Here is an 18,063-nt window from a genome sequence, read left to right as displayed (position 1 = left end):
GCCGCACCCGGACGGGCGTGCGGCAGCGGGCGGTCGTCGGCCGAGCGGTCAGACGGAGTGGTAGCCGAGGACGTCGACCACCAGGTCGATGTTCCCGCCGCTGCCGTTGAAGAACGAGATCTTGCCGTCCCCGATCGGGACGACGACCTGGTTCGGGACCGTCTGACCGGCGATCCAGTTGATGTTGGAGGCCACCGGCTTCTGCCGCCCGTGCGGGTACACCGTCAGAAAGCCCGGTGCGCCCGTGCCGGTCACCGTCACGTTGAGCGTGAGCGACGTGGTATCGGAGGTCTGGTAGCAGTTGAGGGCGACATCGAGCGTCCCGCCGGGCGGGATGACGGCGGCCGGACGGTCCTGGTCGGTGCAGTCGCTCAGGTCGGCCTTACGGGTGTCCAGCACCCGGAAGGGTGTCTCGGCGTGGAAGGTGTTGTGCCCCTGGCCGCTGTAGTAGCCGGCCACATCCGCGATGACCTGCACCGTGCCAGGGCCGGTGCCGCCGCTGTAGAAGGACACCTTGCCGTCCACCACGGGGACCGTCACCAGGTTGGCGACGGTCCTGCCCGGCGCCCAGTTGAGGTTCGAAGCGACCGGACGGGTCGCGCCGTGCGGGTACACCGTCAGGAAGCCGTAGGCGGTCGGCGCGGTCGTCGTCACGTTCAGCGTCACCGCGGTGACGCCGGTCGCCGGGACGCCGTTGGTACCCGCGATCTGGAGATCGACGGAGCCGCCGGAGCGGACCGCGCCCTGCGGCGCGCCCGTGCCGTTCCTGGTGTCCATTGCCCGGGTGGGGCCCGCGGTGGTGAAGACGCTTCCCTTGGCGCTGTAATAGCCCGCCAGGTCGGCGATCACATCGGTGGTGCCCTGACCACCGCGCTGGATGGTGATCCGGCCGTTGTCGTCCACCGGAACGGTCACCAGGTTGGCGACGGTGTCGCCCGCCGCCCAGTTGAGGTTCGAGGCGATCGGCTTCGAATAGGTCGGGTAGACGGCCAGAAAGCCCGCGCCGGTGGTACCGGTGGCGGTGACGTTCAGGGTCACCGCGGTGACGCCGGTGGCCGGCACCCCGTTCCGGCCGGTCACCTGAAGCTGCATGGAGACGGCCGTCGGCAGCTGCGTGGCGTCACCATGCGACGAGCGGGTGTCCAGCAGACGCGTCGGCCCCTGCGGGGTGTAGAGGCTGCCGACGTCCAGCCACTCCCGGGCACCCCGGTCCCGGTGGCCGCCGCCGCTGTTCGGCGTCAGCGGGTCGTCCACCGCCTTGTTGCCCTGGGAGTCGACGTCGAGCATCCCGGGGGCGGTGATGTCCGCCGAGTCGATGGCCGGCAGCGGCTTGGCGTGCTTGTCGCCCTTCCAGGGGACGAGCGGATCGGCGAAGAAGTCGTGCGTGCCCTGGCCGGTCGCGGACCTGAAGGCCGGCTGGTACCCGTACGCGGTGCCCGCCCAGTTGTACGCCGACCGGCCGTCGATCGTGCTGAGGACGTTGTAGTCCGTCTTCGTTCCGGTGACGGAGCCCGGGGCCACGGTCAGGCGGGTGGGGTGCTCCGAGAAGCACTCGAAGGAGTCCCAGCCGGGCACGTCGGTCGGCGCGATGACGTTGTTCGCGATCGTCGCACCGGAGGAGGCCCCGGCCAGCACGATGCCGTCGTGGCAACGGCTGAAGACGGAGTTGCCCACCACGACCGCGCCGGGTGAGTCCGTGACGGAGATCCCGTCGCCGTCATACGCGTTCACGTGGTTCGTGGTCAGCACGGCGCCCTTGACACCGGGGTCCACCACGATGCCGGGACCGCTGATGACGTCGAGGTTCAGGCGCCCGACGGTGACCTTCTCGGAGGTGCCGAGCACGTGGACGGCGGCCGTGGCGGCCCCGGTCACCCATCCGCTGACGTACGACACGTCCGAGGAGTTCTCGATCCGCACCCCCTCGTCGACGGCGGCGAAGTTGAGGCTCTTGATCCGGATGTGCTGGGCGCCGCTGATCGTCAGCCCGCGGGCCGTACCGCCGGCGTCGCGCTTGCCGATGGTGGCCGAGTAGTAGGCGCTGGACCACACCCCGGATGAGGACACGGGGTCCCCGACGAGAGTGATCGGGGCGGCCTCCGTGCCCGACTTGGTGAGATTGACCTGCTCGGGATAGGTCCCCTGCGGCGCGATGTGCACCGTCTGGCCGGGCTGCACCGCGGCGACCGCGGCGGAGACGGTGCAGAACGGCTTGGCCTCCAGGCCGGAGCCGGTGTCCGTGCAGTGCGCGGACGCCGCGTTGTTGACATACAGGTTGGCCGGAGCGGCGGCCGCGGCCGGCTGCAGGACGACCGGAAGGGCGACCGCCCCCAGCAGTGCGGCGGCGCCCCACGCGCCTATGCGAATGTTGATGATTCCCCCATGAACGATGCTGAACGGCCCCCCTTGAGCCGCTCGGCGATCATTTCACAGGGCCCTGACACAGCACCCGGAGCGCCCTTCCCGCGAGCGCTGCCCGACCCGCTGCCGCCCGCGGACGGCCGTGCCGGTCCAGGTCAGTCGTGCCAGGCTCCCAGGTCCTCCAGCAGGCCCTGGAGCGCCTCGAAGAGGCCGGGTCCCGCGGCGACGGTCAGCTCGTTCGAGGGAGCCTGCCCGGGGCGCCCGCCGGTGCGGACGCCCGCCTCCCGGGCGAAGAGGGCGCCGGCCGCGAAGTCCCAGGGATTCAGGCCGCGCTCGTAGTACGCGTCCAGCCGTCCGCAGCCCACGTCGCAGAGGTCGATCGCGGCGGATCCGCCGCGCCGGATGTCGCGCACCTTCGGCAGCAGGGTGCGCAGCACCTCCGCCTGCGTCACCCGCCGGTCGGTGAGGTAGCTGAAGCCGGTGCCCACCAGGGCGTGCGCGAACTCGGGCACCGGGCGCGGCCGGGCCGGGGTGTCGTTGACGAAGGCGCCCTGCCCGAGGACCGCCCGGTAGGTCTCGCCGCGCATCGGGGCCGCGACGACTCCCACCACCGTCTCGCCGTCCACTTCGGCCGCGATGCTCACGGACCAGGAGGGCAGCCCGTACAGGTAGTTGACGGTGCCGTCGAGCGGATCGACGACCCAGCGCACCCCGCTGGTGCCCGGGCTCTCGGTGCCCTCCTCGCCGAGGAAGCCGTCCTGGGGACGGTGCTTCGCGATCAGTTCGGTGATCAGCTTCTCGGAGGCGATGTCCATCTCGGTGACGACGTCGATCGGGCTCGACTTGGTGGCCGCCACCCCGAGGTCGGCCGGCCGGCCGGTGCGCAGCAGTTCGCCCGCCTTGTGGGCGGCTTCCAGCGCGATCTCCAGCAGTTCGGTGCTCACGGCTCTCCTCAGTCGGTGCCCGCGACAGCGGGCTTGGGGCTCCGGGACGGGCAGCAGCCCGCCGGGCAGACGTCGTGGCTCGGACCGAGCGAGCCCAGCGCGCAGGGCCGCGGTGCCAGGCCGCGCTCGCTCGCCGCCCGCTCCAGGACCAGGTCGCGCACGGCGGCGGCGAACCGGGGGTCGGCGCCCACGGTCGCGGCCCGCGCGACCGGCAGCCCCAGTTCGGCGGCCTTGGCGGCCGCCTCGGTGTCGAGGTCGTACTTGACCTCCATGTGGTCGGAGACGAAGCCGATCGGCACCATGACGACGGCGGGCACGCCGCCCTCGTGCAGCTCCGCGAGGTGGTCGCAGATGTCCGGCTCCAGCCACGGGATGTGCGGGGCGCCGCTGCGCGACTGGTAGACGAGCTGCCAGGGGTGCTCGGTGCCGGTCGCCTCCCGTACCGCGTCGGCGATCACCCGGGCGGTGTCCAGGTGCTGCGCCACGTAGGCGCCGCCGTTCCCGTGGCCCTCCACCGGGCCCGAGGTGTCGGCGGCGGCGGTCGGGATGGAGTGCGTGGTGAACGCCAGACGGGCGCCGGCCCTGACCTCGACGGGCAGTTCGCCGAGCGCGGTGAGGACCGCGTCGGTCATGGGTTCCACGAAGCCGGGGTGGTTGAAGTAGTGCCGCAGCTTGTCCACGCTCGGCACCGGCCGGCCCTCGGCCGCGAGCTCGGCGAGGGCGCCGGCCAGGTTCTCCCGGTACTGGCGGCAGCCGGAGTAGGAGGCGTAGGCGCTGGTGGCGAGCACCAGGATGCGGCGGTGCCCGTCGTCGGTCATCTCGCGCAGCGTGTCGACCAGGTAGGGCGCCCAGTTGCGGTTGCCCCAGTAGACCGGCAGGGCGAGGCCGTGCTCGCCGAAGTCCTTGCGCAGCGCGTCGAGCAGCTCGCGGTTCTGCGCGTTGATCGGGCTGACCCCGCCGAACAGGAAGTAGTGCTGCCCGACCTCCTTGAGCCGCTCCCGCGGGATGCCCCGGCCGCGGGTGACGTTCTCCAGGAACGGGACGACGTCGTCGGGTCCCTCGGGGCCGCCGAAGGACAGCAGGAGCAGCGCGTCATAGGGCACGGCCGCGGGACCGGCCTCGTTGTGATCGGACATGGGTCCGATCCTGCCACTGGTGCCCGGCGTCCAGAAAAGCGATTGCCCTGCCACGTAACCTGTGGAGGACAGTCACAAGCCTTACCGACGCCGGCGAAGACGCCGTGGAGTGCCCGTGTCCAGCCCGTATCGCGCGATCTTCGCAGCACCTGGAACCAAGGGTTTCTCGGCCGCCGGTTTCATCGGCCGGCTGCCGCTGTCGATGCTGGGCATCGGCATCGTGACGATGATCTCCCAGGTCACCGGCCGCTACGGGCTGGCGGGCGCGCTCTCCGCGACGCTCGCGATGTCCGGCGCCGTGATGGGCCCGCAGGTGTCCCGGCTCGTCGACCGCTACGGGCAGCGCCGCGTGCTGCGCCCGGCGGCCGGGGTCACCGTGATGGCCGTGGCGGGGCTGCTGCTGTGCGTCGTGTGGGACGCGCCGGACTGGACGCTCTTCGTCTTCGCCGTCATGGCGGGCGCCACTCCGAGTCTGGGCGCGATGGTCCGGGCCCGCTGGGCGGTGATCCACCACGGCACCCCCGCGATGCACACCGCGTACTCCTTCGAGTCGGTGGTCGACGAGGTCTGCTTCATCGTCGGCCCGATCCTGTCGATCGGGCTGTGCACCGTCTGGTTCCCCGAGGCCGGCCCGCTGCTCGCGGCGGTCTTCCTCGCGATCGGCACGTTCCTGCTGACCGCTCAGCGCTCGACGGAACCGGTCCCGCACCCCACGGCCTCCCACGCGGGCGGCTCGGCGCTCCGCTCCCCCGGCCTCCAGGTGCTGGTGACCACCTTCGCCTGCACCGGCGCGATCTTCGGGTCGGTCGAGGTCACGACGGTGGCCTTCGCCGACGAGCTGGGCCACAAGGCCGCGGCCAGCCTGGTCCTCGCGGTGTACGCGTTCGGCTCCTGCGTCGCGGGGCTGGCCTTCGGGCTGCTCCGGCTGAAGGGGCCCGCCTCCCGGGGCTTCCTGGTGGGTGTGTGCGTGATGGCTGTGAGTATGATCCCGCTCCTACTGGTCGGAAACTTGTGGTTCCTGGCCGTAGCGCTGTTCGCCGCGGGCCTGTCCATCGCACCGACGATGGTCATCACCATGGCCCTGGTCGAACAGCTGGTACCGCGTGCGAAGCTGACCGAAGGCATGACGTGGGTGAGCACAGGCATCACGGTCGGCGTGGCTCTCGGAGCCTCGGTGTCCGGGTGGGTGATCGACTCGTCGGGGGCGGAGGCGGCGTTCGCGGTACCGGCCGCCGCCGGGGCACTCGCCGTGGTGGTGGCGGTCCTGGGGTTCCGCCGGCTGCGGCCGGCGCCGGAGCAGGAGGGGGCGCGTACGTATGAGCACGACGAGCACGATGAACGGAACCGCCGAGAAGGCGTGGCGTAACTGGGCGGGGAACGTCACCTCCCAGCCGCGGCGCAGTGTGTCGCCGGCCTCGGTGGACGAGCTGTCCGCCGCCGTTCGCCAGGCCGCCGAGGACGGGCTGACGGCGAAGGCCGTGGGCACCGGGCACTCGTTCACCGCCGCGGCCGCCACCGGTGGGGTCCTCATCCGGCCGGACCGGCTGGCGGCGATCCGGGAGATCGACCGCGAGCGCGGCACGATCACCGTGGAGGCGGGGGTTCCGCTCCACCAGCTGAACGCGGCGCTGGCCGCCGAGGGCCTGTCGCTGACCAATATGGGCGACATCATGGAGCAGACGGTGGCGGGCGCCACCAGTACCGGCACCCATGGCACCGGCCGTGACTCGGGATCGATATCCGCCCAGATCAAGGGCCTGGAACTGGTGCTGGCCGACGGCTCGGTGCTGACCTGCTCGGCGGACGAGAACGCCGATGTCTTCGCGGCGGCCCGGCTCGGGCTCGGCGCCCTCGGGGTGATCAGCGCGATCACGTTCGCGGTCGAACCGCTGTTCCTGCTCACCGCCCGCGAGGAGCCGATGGGCTTCGACCGGGTCATGGCGGAGTTCGACCAGCTGACGACGGAGAACGAGCACTTCGAGTTCTACTGGTTCCCGCACACCGACAGCTGCAACACCAAGCGCAACAACCGCAGTCAGGGCCCGGCCGCCCCGCTCTCCCCCGTCAAGGGCTGGATCGACGACGAGCTGCTCTCCAACGGCCTGTTCCAGGCCGCCTGTTCGCTCGGAAAGGCCGCTCCCGGCACCATCCCCGGCATCGCGAAGGTCTCCAGCCGCGCGCTGTCGGCCCGTACGTACACCGACATCGCGTACAAGGTCTTCACCAGTCCGCGCCGGGTGCGGTTCGTGGAGATGGAGTACGCCGTGCCGCGCGAGGCCGCGGTCGGGGCGATCCGCGAGCTCAAGGCGATGGTCGAGTCGTCGGGGCTGCGGATCAGCTTCCCGGTGGAGGTGCGGATCGCGCCCGCCGACGACATCACCCTGTCCACCGCCTCCGGCCGCGACAGCGCGTACATCGCCGTCCACATGTACCGGGGCAGCCGCTACCAGGAGTACTTCACCGCGGCCGAGAAGATCATGACCGCGCACGAGGGCCGGCCGCACTGGGGCAAGGTCCACACCCGTGACGCGGAGTACTTCTCCGGGGTCTATCCGCGCTTCGGCGAGTTCACCGCCCTGCGCGACCGGCTGGATCCGCAGCGGCTCTTCGGCAACGACTACCTGCGGCGGGTGCTCGGCGCGTAGGACCGCTCAGGGTCCGCCGCGCACAGGGCTGCGTCCCGGCGCCCGCGGCGGCCCCCTGGGCGCCGGGAGACGCGCTGCCGCCCGCCCCGCCCTTGCCGTCGTCCGAGGACTGGCCGGGGTCCGGGGTCGGCGAGGTGCTGGTGCTCGGGCTGCCGCCCGAGGACGGGGAACCGCTGGGATCTGGCGTCGGCGAGCCGCTGCCGCTCCCCGAGGGGGTCGGTGACGGCGACGAGGACTCCGAAGGAGTCGTCGACGATCCGGGCGAGGGGGTGTCCCCGGGGGTGCGGGCCGGATCGGAGGCCGGGGCGCTCGGCCGGTCGGCCGGCGGCCGGTGGTGCGATCCGCCGCCGTCGAAGACCGCCGTGACCGACGGCTCCGATCCGGTGGCCAGCTCGATCGAGGTGACGGTGCCCATCGCCAGCACGAAGACGACCACGGCGCCGATCGCCGACTTGCGCCAGCCGCGCTTGGTCGTGCCGTGCACGGTCGCCTCGCCGTACTCCCCGTCGGGGATCCCGTCCTCGCCCGGTGGCGGCAGCTCTTCCAGCAGCCGGGCGGAGCCCGCCTCCGGGTCCGTCCCCGGGACGGAGACCGGCAGGTGCCGGGTGGACACCGTGCGGATCTGCTCGCCGGTGCGCCGGAAGAAGTGCTGGAAGACCGTGCCGCCCGCGGTGGCCACGATGCTGACCACGCCGGCGCCGATGATCGTCCCGTACACACCGAGCTGCGACGCCAGGAGTGCCGCGGTCACGGCCGCCAGCGCACTGCCCGCCACTTGGGGGACGCTCAGGTCCAGCCGTCCCCGCTGGGACGTTTCCTCGCGCTCGTCCTTTTCGTCCATATCCATACCTGGGTAGCCGATCTCATCCTCCTTGCACAGAGAAGAGACATATGGGCGAAGGCAGTAGTTCCACTTGCGGCCATTCTGTGAGCCTCGCCACTCAACTCCCTTGTCGCGGAAGAACTTCGGCAGCGCCGCAACCCACCCCAGTGGCCCGAATGGAGTACTGTGGCGAATCCTGGCTCCGGCTTCCCGTCCGGTTGCCCGGACCAACGGGAGGGGAGCCCGGAGGCGGTGCTCATCCCGGGGTGCCGCGTTTGGTCACTCTGAGTGGTCAACTGGTCACCGTCCCATAACGGCGAGTCACGGCACCTGCCCGACACGCCGGGTAACCCTGCAAGGTTGTGGCGTGCCGCACCTGGGCAGGCCACACTCGTCCAACGGGAGCAGCGACGCACGTGACGTCGGCAGGCACCACCCGGGAGGTTCCCATGCCCGAACTGCGTGTCGTGGCCGTCAGCAACGACGGCACACGACTGGTGCTCAAGGCTGCAGACAGCACGGAATACTCGCTCCCCATCGACGAGCGACTCCGGGCAGCGGTACGCAATGACCGTGCCCGCCTCGGCCAGATCGAGGTCGAGAGCCACCTGCGGCCAAGGGACATCCAGGCACGGATACGAGCCGGAGCCTCAGCGGAAGAGGTCGCCCAGACCGCCGGTATTCCGGTGGAACGGGTCCGCCGCTTCGAGGGTCCGGTGCTCGCCGAGCGCGCCTTCATGGCCGAGCGGGCCAGGAAGACCCCGGTGCGGCGGCACGGCGAGAGCGCCGGACCGCAGCTCGGTGAAGCGGTCGCGGAGCGGCTGCTGCTGCGCGGCGCCGAGAAGGAGACCGTTCTCTGGGACTCCTGGCGGCGCGACGACGGCACCTGGGAAGTCCTGCTGGTCTACCGGGTGGCCGGTGAACCGCACTCCGCGAGCTGGACGTACGACCCGCCCCGGCGGCTCGTCCAGGCCGTGGACGACGAGGCACGGGCGCTGATCGGCGAGACCACCCAGCAGGAGACCCCGGAGACCCAGGACTCCAAGGAGCCGCCGAGCTTCCCCTTCGTGCCGCGGATCGCCCGGCTGCCCAGGGACCGCCCGCTGGACCGGGCGCTCGACCGGCAGCTGGAACGGCCCGACCGGCCGCAGGAGCGCAGTGCCGAACGTGCCGAGGAGGACCGGGACTCGCTGACCAGCCTGCTGGAGGCGGTGCCGAGCTTCCGCGGCGACATGGTCGTACCGTCACCGCCGTCCGCGCCCCCGGAGACCGCTCCGGCGGAGCAGCCGGAGGAGCCGGCGGCCGAGGAGGCCGCTCCGCCCGCGGCGAGCACGGGTGCGGGCTCCGCTTACGCGGACGTCCTGATGCCGCGGGCCGTCGCGGGCCACCGCGACCGGCTGGTCGGCACCACGGACCGGCAGGCCGAGGCGGACGGTGTCCGGCCGGGACGCCGGGCGACGGTGCCCAGCTGGGACGAGATCGTCTTCGGCAGCCGCCGCAAGAAGCAGGAGTAACCGCAGAAATCGACGGTAAGGGGCGGCGCACCTGGTGCGCCGCCCCTTACCTGTTCGCCCTACCCCTGTCCGGGGCCCTGTTCCGAGGTCAGCCCGGCTGCGCGCCGGTGGCGACCGGGCGGTCCGGGTCGGCCGTCCATTCGCTCCACGAACCCACGTACAGCGCGGCGGGGATGCCCGCGACCGCCAGCGCCAGCACCTCCTGCGCCGCCGAGACGCCGGAGCCGCAGTAGACGCCGACCTCGGCGGAGTCCTTGGCGCCCAGCTCCGCGAACCGGGCCGCCAGCACCTCGGCCGGCAGGAAACGGCCGTCCGCCGCGAGGTTCTCCGTGGTCGGAGCGCTCACCGCGCCCGGAATGTGGCCGGCGACGGGGTCGATCGGCTCGACCTCGCCCCGGTAGCGCTCGCCCGCCCTGGCGTCGAGCAGCAGACCGCGCCGGGCCAGCGCCGCCGCGTCCTCGGCGGTCAGCAGCGGGGTCGATCCGACGGCGGGGGTGAAGTCACCGTGGGCGGGATCCGCCGTTCCGGTCTCCAGCTGCAGCCCGGCGGCGGTCCAGGCGGCCAGCCCGCCGTCCAGGACCCGGACCCGGGTGTGGCCGGTCCAGCGCAGCATCCACCAGGCGCGAGCGGCGCCCCAGCCCTGCGCGGCATCGTAGACGACCACGTCACGGTCGGCGCTGACACCGGCCGCGCGCATCGCGGCGCCGAAGATCTCCGGGTCGGGCAGCGGGTGCCGGCCGGCCGCGCCGGGTTCGCCGGCCAGCTCGGATTCGAGGTCGACGTAGACCGCTCCGGGAATGTGGCCCGCCTCGTACTCCGGACGGCCCGGAGGGGCCCCGAGCTGGTAGCGGACGTCGAGGACGGTGGTCCGGCTCAGCTCGCTCGCGAGTTCGACTGCAGCGATAATGGGTTCCATACGTCCATTGTGGGCCTCACACGTTGGACGTTCGACTGATCGCCATCGCGCGGCCACCGTCTCAAAACGGAAGTCAAATACCAAAACGGGCACTATTCAGCACTTAGGGGTTGGATGCGGCGCGGCCGGGGCGCGCCGCGGGCCCGGTGGTGGAACCATCGACTTCGGCACCTCCCCCGAATGCCCCGCGCGCCGGCCCCGAGGAGAGAATTCAATGACCGAGGTACCGAGCCGGCGTCCCCCCGGCACGCCCTGCTGGGTCAGCTTGATGGCACACAATCTGGATGCGGCCCAGGAGTTCTACGGTGCCCTGTTCGGATGGGAGTTCCACGAGGGACCGCAGCACCTCGGCCCCTATGTCCGGGCCGAGCTGGGCGGGCGGCAGATCGCCGGGATCGGAGACGGCCCGAAGGACCGGCATCTGCCGGTCTCCTGGACCACGCTGCTGGCCTGCGACGACGCGGACGTCACCGCGGAGCTGATCCGTGAGTGCGGCGGCACGGTGGGCGTCGGCCCGCTGGACGCGGACCACGAGGGGCGGATGGCGGTGGCCGTCGACCCGTCGGGCGCGGTCTTCGGCATCTGGCAGGCCCAGCGCCACCCCGGCGCCGACGTGATCGGCGAGCCGGGCACGCTGGCCTGGAACGAGCTGGTGACGCGCGAGTCGTCGACCGTCGCGAAGTTCTACACCGATGTCTTCGGGTACGAGACGGAGCCCGAGGCGGCGGCGGACTTCGACTACCTCACCCTACGGCTGAAGGGCCGCCCGGTGGCCGGGATCCACGGCGTCGGCCAGTCGCTGCCCCGCGACCGGGGCGCGCACTGGATGACGTACTTCGCCGTGGCGGACACCGACGCGGCGACCCGCCGGGTGGTCGAGCTGGGCGGCCGGGTGCTGCAGCCGGCCCGTGACTCCGGCTACGGGCGGCTGGCGACGGTGGCCGATCCCGAGGGTGCCGTCTTCACCGTCATCGACGCGGCCCGCTGACCCCGTTCCGGTCGACTGCCTGGTCCACCGGCAGGACGTCCGGGGACAGGGTCGCGGCCTGAGCGCTCGCCGCCGTCATCCGCCGGGTGTGGTGACGGCGGCACAGCACCTCGTAACCCACCTCGCTGGCCGGGCGGTTGACGTCGCCGACGACGACCTGCGCGCCTTCGACGACCATCTGGCCGTCTATGGTGCGGGCGTTGTGGGTGGCGCGGGCCCCGCACCAGCACAACGCCTCGACCTGCAGGACCTCGATACGGTCGGCCATCTCGACGAGCCGCTGCGATCCGGGGAAGAGCTTGGTCCTGAAGTCGGTGGTGATGCCGAAGGCGAAGACGTCCAGGCCCAGGTCGTCGACGATCCGGGCGAGCTGGTCGATCTGGGCGGGCGCGAAGAACTGCGCCTCGTCGACCAGGACGTAGTCGGCACGGCCGCCGCCCGACAGGTGCGAAACCACATAGCCGTAGAAGTCGACGTCGTCGGCGGCCTCGATCGCCTTGGTGGACAGGCCCAGCCGGGAGGAGAGCACGCCCTCGCCCGCCCGGTCGTCGCGGGTGAAGATCATGCCCTGCAGCCCCCGCGTCGAGCGGTTGTGCTCGATCTGAAGAGCGAGGGTGCTCTTTCCGCAGTCCATCGTTCCGGAGAAGAACACAAGCTCGGGCATGAGGAGGACGTCGGCCTTTCGGGAAGCAGGACGGAGGAGGGGCTGCGCTGCGGGTCAGGAACGTACTTCGAGCAGCGGTACCTGCTGCTCGACGGGGGTCATCGAGCCGTGCAGGCCGACCATCTGGGACTCCCCCGCCTCGGTGCGGCTCGCGATGACCGCGATGTCGTCGCGGGCCACGGCGATCACATCGCCGATCCTGCCGAGCACCCGTTCGTCGACGGGGTCGCCGGGGCGGCCGAACCAGCCTGCCGCGACGGCCTCTTCGCGGGTGGCCACCCACATCTGCTCGCCGAGCACCTCGCTCCACACCGTGTACACGTCGGCAGCGGCGCCCGGCACGGCGTAGACATGGCGGGCGCGGGCCTCGCCGCCGAGGACGGCGACGCCGGCACTCAGCTCCCAGTCCTCGTCGAAGTCGATCCTGGACTCGTCGTCGAACGGGATGTCGATCATGCCGTGGTCGGCGGTGATGTACAACGCGGAGCGCGGCGGGAGTTGCTCGGCCAGCCGCTGGGCGAGCCGGTCGACCATCATCAACTGGCCGCGCCAGGCGTCGGAGTCGACGCCGTGCCGGTGGCCCATGGAGTCCAGCTCGCTGTAGTACGTGTAGACGAGCGTCCGGTCGGCGGCGCCGAGCCGGTCGGCCGCCAGGTCCATCCGCTCGTCACCGGTGAGCCGGCCGTGGAAGGTGCCGCCGCTGAGCGCGATCTTCGTCAGCGGGGTGTGCTGGAAGTTCGGCGAGGACACCTGGCACGTCTCGACCCCGGCGGCGTCGGCGAGCTGGAAGACGGTGGGGTACGGCTGCCACACGTGCGGATCGGTCCAGGGCTGCCAGCGCAGCTGGTTCATCAGCCGGCCGGAGGACGGATCCAGGACGGTGTAGCCGGCGAGCCCGTGGCGGGCCGGCGCCAGGCCGGTGCCGACCGAGGCGAGCGAGGTCGCGGTGGTGGACGGGAAGCCCGCGGTGAGCGGCTGCCCGGTGCCGCCGGTCGAGGTGTGCATCAGGGAGGCGAGAAAGGGCGCCTCCTCGGGGTGCGCGCGCAGCAGTTCCCAGCCCATGCCGTCGACCAGGAAGACGCAGACGCGGTCGGCGGGGGCCAGTTCGAGGCCGGTGACGGGCATCCCGGGGACGGCGAGCCCGGCGGTGGCCGCGGGGAAGAGGTCGCAGAGCGAAGCGGTGCCGTAGAGCGGTGCCGGTGCGGTACGCGGATCCAGTGGCGCGGGGTCGTAAGCGGGTACGGCGTGCACCATCAGCGGTCGGCCGCCGTCGCCTCGGAGAGCGCCTGCGCGAAGGCCAGGGCCTGGCGTACCGCGTCGGGCCCGTCGCCGGCCTCGCTGACGCGGAGTGACAGGTCGTCGGCGGTCGAGGAGCCGGTGTAGCCGTGGTCGGCGTCGCAGTTGGGGTCGCCGCAGGCGGCGGGCTCCAGGTCCAGCCGGCTGACGGCGCCCCAGCCGATGGTCAGCACGACCTCGCGCGGCAGCGTGCCGGGTACGTACGCCTCGGGGTTGGCCACCACGCGGCTGACCACCACGGACGAGATCCGGCCGATCTTCACGGACTCGGTGGAGGTGGTCGCGTACGGGGTCGGGGACGTGTCGTCGGCGGCCTGCTCGTCGGTGTGGCTCACGATGAAGCGGTGGTCGGTGATGACCAGCACCGTCACATGCCGGCGCACCTCGTTCGCGTCGAACGTCGTCTCCTGATGGACCAGGTACGACGCCACCGGTTCGCCGCCCACCGCTGCCTCGACGGCCTCGGCCACCAGGGCCGGGTAGTAGCCGCTGCGCTCGATGGCCGTGCGCAGGCCCTGGGTCGTCATACCGGTCTTCGCCATGGGGTCCATCTTAAGGGCGGGTACCGCTCAGAAGGACGACAGTGCGCGTGGTCCGAGATCGGTTCTGGCGGGCGGCCGGTCGAGCCGGACGGATGCTCCCAGCACCGTGAGGCCGTGGGCTGCGACGACCACCGGCTCCAGGTCGACGGCGACCACTTCCGGGAGGTCGTCGACCAGCAGCGAGACCCGCAGCAGCAGCTCCTCCAGGGCCGCCGTGTCCACCGGTTCGCTGCCGCGCCAGCCGAAGAGCAGCGGGGCGGCCTTGATGGAGCGCACCAGTTCCGCGGCGTCCCGGTCGGTGGCCGGCACCAGCCGGTGCGAGGTGTCCCCCAGCAGCTCCGAGGGGGCTCCGGCCAGGCCGAACGAGAGCACGGCGCCGACCGCCGGGTCGACCGTGGCGCGGACGACGGTGTCCACCCCGCGCGGTGCCATCGCCTGCACCACCAGCAGCAGCTCCTCCGGTTTGCCGAGCCGCGCGGTCAGCTCCTCGTAGGCCCGCCGCAGATCGCCCTCGTCGGCGAGGTCGAGCCGGACCCCGCCGAGGTCGGCCCGGTGCCGCAGGTGCGGCGCCGTCGTCTTGAGCGCCACCGGGTAGCCGAGCCGCCCCGCGGCGGCCAGCGCCGCGGCGATCCCGGGCGCGGGCAGCGCGGACCGCACGGTGATCCCGTAACGCCCCAGAAGCGCGGCGGCGGCCGCCTCGTCGAGGACGACGCCGTGCTCGCCCTCGGTCTCCCCCGCGTCCAGCAGCCGTGCCACATCGGCGGCCGCCGCGCTCTCCTCGATGTCCGTGAACTGCGGCACCCGGCCGGGCGTCTCGGCCCCCTGCCGCCACCGCGCGTACTCCACCGCCTCCGCCAGCGCCCGCACCGCACGGTCGGCGGCGGGATACGCGGGAACCCGCGCCTGGGCGGTCCCGTCCGCAGCGGCTTCGGCCCCGTCGGACGCGGCCTCCGGGACCGGGGCGCCCAGCCGGTCGGCCATGGTCTCCAGGGCGAGATGGGCGACGACGACGGGTTTGCCGGAGCCGGCCGCGGCAGCGCGCAGCGCGCGGGCGAGGGCGGGGTCGTCGCCGGACTCGGGGTCGGGGGCGTCCTCGCAGCCGACCCGGGGGATGGCGGTGACGACCACCGCGTCGCTGCTGTCGTCGGCCAGTGCCGCGGTGAGCGCGGTCCTGAAGTCGTCGGGGCCGGCCGAGGTGGTGAGGTCGATCGGCGCGATCGGCCGCAGCCCGGCGGTCAGGGCCGCGTCGTAGGTGAGCAGGCCGAGGGAGTCGGAGTTGCCGAGGATCGCGACCCGGCCGCCGCGCGGGATGGGCTGGAAGGAGAGCAGCAGGCCCACGTCCAGGAGTTCGGTGACCGTGTCGACGCGGATCACCCCGGCCTGCCGGAAGAGCGCGGACACCGTGCTGTCCGGGATCCGGGTCGGGGACACGGCGTGCCCGGCCGGGGTGGTGCCGGAGTGCAGGGCGCCCTTGACGACCACGACCGGCTTGCTCGCGGCGGTCCGCTTGGCGAGCCGGGTGAACTTGCGCGGGTTGCCGAAGGATTCGAGGTACATCAGGACCGCGTCGGTGTCCGGGTCGTCCTGCCAGAACTGCAGCAGGTCGTTGCCGGAGACATCGGCCCGGTTGCCCGCCGACACGAACGAGGAGAGGCCGGCGCCGCGCCGGTGCAGTCCGGAGAGCAGCGCGATGCCGATCGCGCCGGACTGGGTGAACAGCCCGAGCCGTCCGGTGGCCGGGACCTCGGGCGAGAGCGAGGCGTTGAGGCGTACGCCCGCCGCGGTGTTGACGATGCCGAAGGCGTTGGGGCCGATGACCCGCATGCCGTACGAGCGGGCCTGGCGCACCAGTTCGCGCTGCCGCTCCCGGCCCTCGGGGCCGGATTCGGCGTAGCCGGCGGTGACCACGACCAGCCCCTGGACGCCGTGTTCGCCGCAGGCCGCGACGGCGGCGGGCACGTTCTCGGCGGGCACCGCGATGATCGCCAGGTCGACGGGTTCGGGGATCCCGGCGACGGTGCGGTGCGCGCGGACGCCGTCGAGGGTGCTCTCGCCTTCGGGGAACGAGCGGTTGACCGCGTGCACCCGGCCGGTGAAGCCGCCCGCGACCAGGTTGCGCAGCAGGGTGCGGCCGACGCCGCCGGGCCGCCGGCCCGCGCCGATCACCGCCACCGACCGGGGGGTGAGCAGCCGCTGCACCGACCGGGCTTCGGCGCGGTGCTCGCGGGCCCGCATCACCTGGACCGACGCCTCGGTGGGCTCCAGGTCGAGTTCGAGGTGGACGACGCCGTCGGTGAAGCTGCGCTGCTGGGTGTAGCCCGCGTCGGTGAAGACCTTGACCATCTTGCGGTTGGCGGGCAGCACTTCGGCGATGAAGCGCAGGATGCCGCGCTCGCGGGCGACCGCCCCGATGTGCTCCAGCAGCGCGGAGGCCACCCCGCGGCCCTGGTGGGAGTCCTGGACGAGGAACGCCACCTCGGCCCGGTAGGCGTCCCCGCTGGCCGGCCGGCCCTCCGCGTCGATGCGGTCGTAGCGGACGGTGGCGATGAACTCGTCGCCGATGGTGGCGGCCAGGCCCACCCGGTCGTCGTAGTCGTGGTGGGTGAAGCGGTGCACGTCGCGGTCGGAGAGCCGGGGGTACGGCGCGAAGAAGCGGTAGTACTTCGACTCGTCGGAGACCTGCTCGTAGAAGTCCACCAGCCGCTGGGCGTCGCCGGGCCCGATGGGCCGGATGTGGGCGATGCCGCCGTCGCGCAGGACGACGTCCGCTTCCCAGTGCACCGGATACGGGCGGGGGGCCGGAGTCGTCATGGGGCCAGGGTATGCGGACAGGTGTCCGGGCGCGCCTTGCTGACCGGGCTGCTGTCCGGGTGTGCCCGGATAGCGTGGGGTCATCGCAGCGGGCAGGCTGAACTGCGTCGAGGTGCCTGAGCAGTCTTCCGCCCGTGCGAGACTGGTCTAGACAACAGGAACGACCTGAAGGGCTACACCATGGTTGAGCGCCGTGTCACCGTCGGCTGGGCCGAGGGCCTGCACGCCCGCCCCGCTTCACTCTTCGTCCGCGCGGTGACCGCCGCCGGCGTCCCGGTGACCATCGCGAAGGCGGACGGCAACGCCGTCAACGCGGCCTCGATGCTGGCCGTGCTCGGCCTGGGCGCGCAGGGCGGCGAGCCGATCGTGCTCGCGTCGGAGGCCGATGGCGCCGACGCCGCGCTCGACCGGCTGGCCAAGCTGGTCTCCGAGGGCCTCGAGGAACTCCCCGAAGCCGTCTGAGCCCATGGGCGTAGGCCCGTGCAGGAATTCGGCGGGGCCGCGTTGTCCGAATGGATAACGCGGCCCCGCCTTTCTTTATTCAGGGCCACGATAATTCTGCCCACTTGTATACGGCGCCATTGTTAATTCCGCCGCCGCGCCGCGTATACAGGGTGTTTCGGAGTCCTCACCGCGACCGCGCGCTCCACATGCCCGGCCGAGATCTTCCGGGCCCGTTCCGCGTCGCCGCGGGCCACGGCGTCGACTATCGCGCCGTGCTCCTCCCAGGACTCCACCGCCCGGCCGGGGTCACCCTCCCCGTACACCCAGGCGATCTTGTGCCGCAGCTGGGTGAGCAGCGCGGCCAGGGTGGGGCTCCCGGAGGCCTGGGCGAGCGTCTCGTGGAACCAGCCGCTCAGGGACGGCAGATCCGACAGCTGGCCCTGCTGGGAACGTTCCTGGCCCAGCCGCACCAGCCCGCGCAACACCTTGAGGTGGGCGTCCGTGCGCCGCTGTGCGGCCCTGGCGGCCCCCAGCGGCTCCAGGAGGCCGCGGATCTCCAGCAGGTCGGCCGCCTCCTGCTCCGTCGGCTCCGCGACGGAGGCGCCCGCGTGCCGGCGGGTACGGACGAACCCCTCCGACTCCAGGGTGCGCAGCGCCTCACGCACCGGGACCCTGGAGACGCCGTACCGCCTCGCCAGCAGCTCCTCGGTCAGCCGGCTGCCCGGCGGATAGAAACCGCCGACGATGTCGTCACGGATCGCGGTGCACACGACCTGTGCGGAGATACGACGCCCCGCGCCGTCCGTCCCGTTCACATCCGATTCCGCATCGCCGGTCTCCATTCTTTTCCCCGTATTCTTCGGCGACTCTATTCCAGCACAACCAGGATTCCGACCGCAGTCCAGAATTCATGGATTATTTTTGGACAGCACGAAGGCCCCGACGGGGAGCCGGGGCCTTCGAGGGGGACGGGGGTGCT

The 18,063-nt window shown here is 72.2% G+C and carries 15 protein-coding genes; 5 read left to right on the top strand and 10 right to left on the bottom strand.

Going from position 1 to position 18,063, the window contains the following annotated elements:
* Positions 1 to 48: 48 nt before the first annotated feature.
* The 3 genes from O3W51_RS04535 to O3W51_RS04525 form a co-directional block, all read right to left on the bottom strand.
* Positions 49 to 2,274: a right-handed parallel beta-helix repeat-containing protein gene (locus O3W51_RS04535; RefSeq protein WP_269284054.1), complete on the bottom strand. Its 2,226-nt coding sequence runs from the start codon at positions 2,272 to 2,274 to the stop codon at positions 49 to 51.
* Positions 2,275 to 2,516: 242 nt separating this feature from the next.
* The gene (locus O3W51_RS04530) at positions 2,517 to 3,305 is read right to left on the bottom strand and encodes an inositol monophosphatase family protein (RefSeq protein WP_269283935.1); all 789 of its coding nucleotides are present in this window, start codon (positions 3,303 to 3,305) and stop codon (positions 2,517 to 2,519) included.
* Positions 3,306 to 3,313: 8 nt separating this feature from the next.
* A complete protein-coding gene (locus tag O3W51_RS04525; RefSeq protein ID WP_198358093.1) occupies positions 3,314 to 4,441 on the bottom strand; it encodes a ferrochelatase in 1,128 nt (375 codons plus the stop codon).
* A 115-nt stretch (positions 4,442 to 4,556) separates the two neighbouring features.
* On the opposite strand from O3W51_RS04525, the gene O3W51_RS04520 reads away from it, so the two are divergent.
* Positions 4,557 to 5,807 carry an MFS transporter gene (locus O3W51_RS04520; protein ID WP_198358092.1) on the top strand — a complete coding sequence of 417 codons (1,251 nt, stop codon included), beginning with the start codon at positions 4,557 to 4,559 and terminating at the stop codon, positions 5,805 to 5,807.
* Positions 5,758 to 7,086: a D-arabinono-1,4-lactone oxidase gene (locus O3W51_RS04515; protein WP_187145044.1), complete on the top strand. Its 1,329-nt coding sequence runs from the start codon at positions 5,758 to 5,760 to the stop codon at positions 7,084 to 7,086. The genes O3W51_RS04520 and O3W51_RS04515 overlap by 50 nt, the downstream gene beginning before the upstream one ends.
* Here O3W51_RS04515 and O3W51_RS04510 read toward each other — a convergent pair.
* Complete coding sequence (locus O3W51_RS04510; protein WP_269283930.1) at positions 7,010 to 7,927, bottom strand: hypothetical protein; 918 nt, start codon at positions 7,925 to 7,927, stop codon at positions 7,010 to 7,012. The two genes, O3W51_RS04515 and O3W51_RS04510, sit on opposite strands and share 77 nt — an antisense overlap.
* Positions 7,928 to 8,358: 431 nt before the next feature.
* On the opposite strand from O3W51_RS04510, the gene sepH reads away from it, so the two are divergent.
* Positions 8,359 to 9,423: a septation protein SepH gene (gene sepH, locus O3W51_RS04505; RefSeq protein WP_138357500.1), complete on the top strand. Its 1,065-nt coding sequence runs from the start codon at positions 8,359 to 8,361 to the stop codon at positions 9,421 to 9,423.
* 88 nt (positions 9,424 to 9,511) lie between these two features.
* On the opposite strand, the gene O3W51_RS04500 is transcribed toward sepH, so the two are convergent.
* A complete protein-coding gene (locus tag O3W51_RS04500) occupies positions 9,512 to 10,339 on the bottom strand; it encodes a sulfurtransferase (protein WP_269283925.1) in 828 nt (275 codons plus the stop codon).
* Positions 10,340 to 10,553: 214 nt separating this feature from the next.
* On the opposite strand from O3W51_RS04500, the gene O3W51_RS04495 reads away from it, so the two are divergent.
* Positions 10,554 to 11,327 carry a VOC family protein gene (locus O3W51_RS04495; protein ID WP_138357498.1) on the top strand — a complete coding sequence of 258 codons (774 nt, stop codon included), beginning with the start codon at positions 10,554 to 10,556 and terminating at the stop codon, positions 11,325 to 11,327.
* Here the strand turns inward: O3W51_RS04495 and O3W51_RS04490 are convergent.
* The 4 genes from O3W51_RS04490 to O3W51_RS04475 are packed head-to-tail and all read right to left on the bottom strand — an operon-like array spanning position 11,308 to position 16,640.
* Positions 11,308 to 11,991 (bottom strand): thymidine kinase, encoded by a 684-nt coding sequence (locus tag O3W51_RS04490; RefSeq protein ID WP_138357497.1) that lies wholly within the window; start codon positions 11,989 to 11,991, stop codon positions 11,308 to 11,310. The two genes, O3W51_RS04495 and O3W51_RS04490, sit on opposite strands and share 20 nt — an antisense overlap.
* A 54-nt stretch (positions 11,992 to 12,045) precedes the next feature.
* Positions 12,046 to 13,245, bottom strand: a complete 1,200-nt coding sequence (locus tag O3W51_RS04485; RefSeq protein WP_198358091.1) for an alkaline phosphatase family protein — start codon at positions 13,243 to 13,245, stop codon at positions 12,046 to 12,048.
* Positions 13,245 to 13,829: a DUF5998 family protein gene (locus O3W51_RS04480; protein WP_138357495.1), complete on the bottom strand. Its 585-nt coding sequence runs from the start codon at positions 13,827 to 13,829 to the stop codon at positions 13,245 to 13,247. The genes O3W51_RS04485 and O3W51_RS04480 overlap by 1 nt, the downstream gene beginning before the upstream one ends.
* A gap of 27 nt (positions 13,830 to 13,856) precedes the next feature.
* Complete coding sequence (locus O3W51_RS04475; RefSeq protein ID WP_269283920.1) at positions 13,857 to 16,640, bottom strand: bifunctional acetate--CoA ligase family protein/GNAT family N-acetyltransferase; 2,784 nt, start codon at positions 16,638 to 16,640, stop codon at positions 13,857 to 13,859.
* Positions 16,641 to 16,820: 180 nt separating this feature from the next.
* Here O3W51_RS04475 and O3W51_RS04470 point away from each other — a divergent pair, with 180 nt between their 5' ends.
* Entirely contained in the window at positions 16,821 to 17,102 is a 282-nt protein-coding gene (locus O3W51_RS04470; protein WP_138357493.1) for an HPr family phosphocarrier protein, read from the top strand.
* 122 nt (positions 17,103 to 17,224) lie between these two features.
* On the opposite strand, the gene O3W51_RS04465 is transcribed toward O3W51_RS04470, so the two are convergent.
* Entirely contained in the window at positions 17,225 to 17,926 is a 702-nt protein-coding gene (locus O3W51_RS04465) for a GntR family transcriptional regulator (RefSeq protein ID WP_164293664.1), read from the bottom strand.
* Between the last annotated feature and the right edge of the window lie 137 nt (positions 17,927 to 18,063).

It is taken from the genome of Streptomyces sp. H39-C1, from assembly GCF_027158125.1.
GTDB classification, from domain to species: Bacteria; Actinomycetota; Actinomycetes; order Streptomycetales; family Streptomycetaceae; genus Actinacidiphila; species Actinacidiphila fildesensis.
Note: the sequence above shows the minus strand (reverse complement) of the source record. Positions and strands in the feature narration are given on the sequence as shown.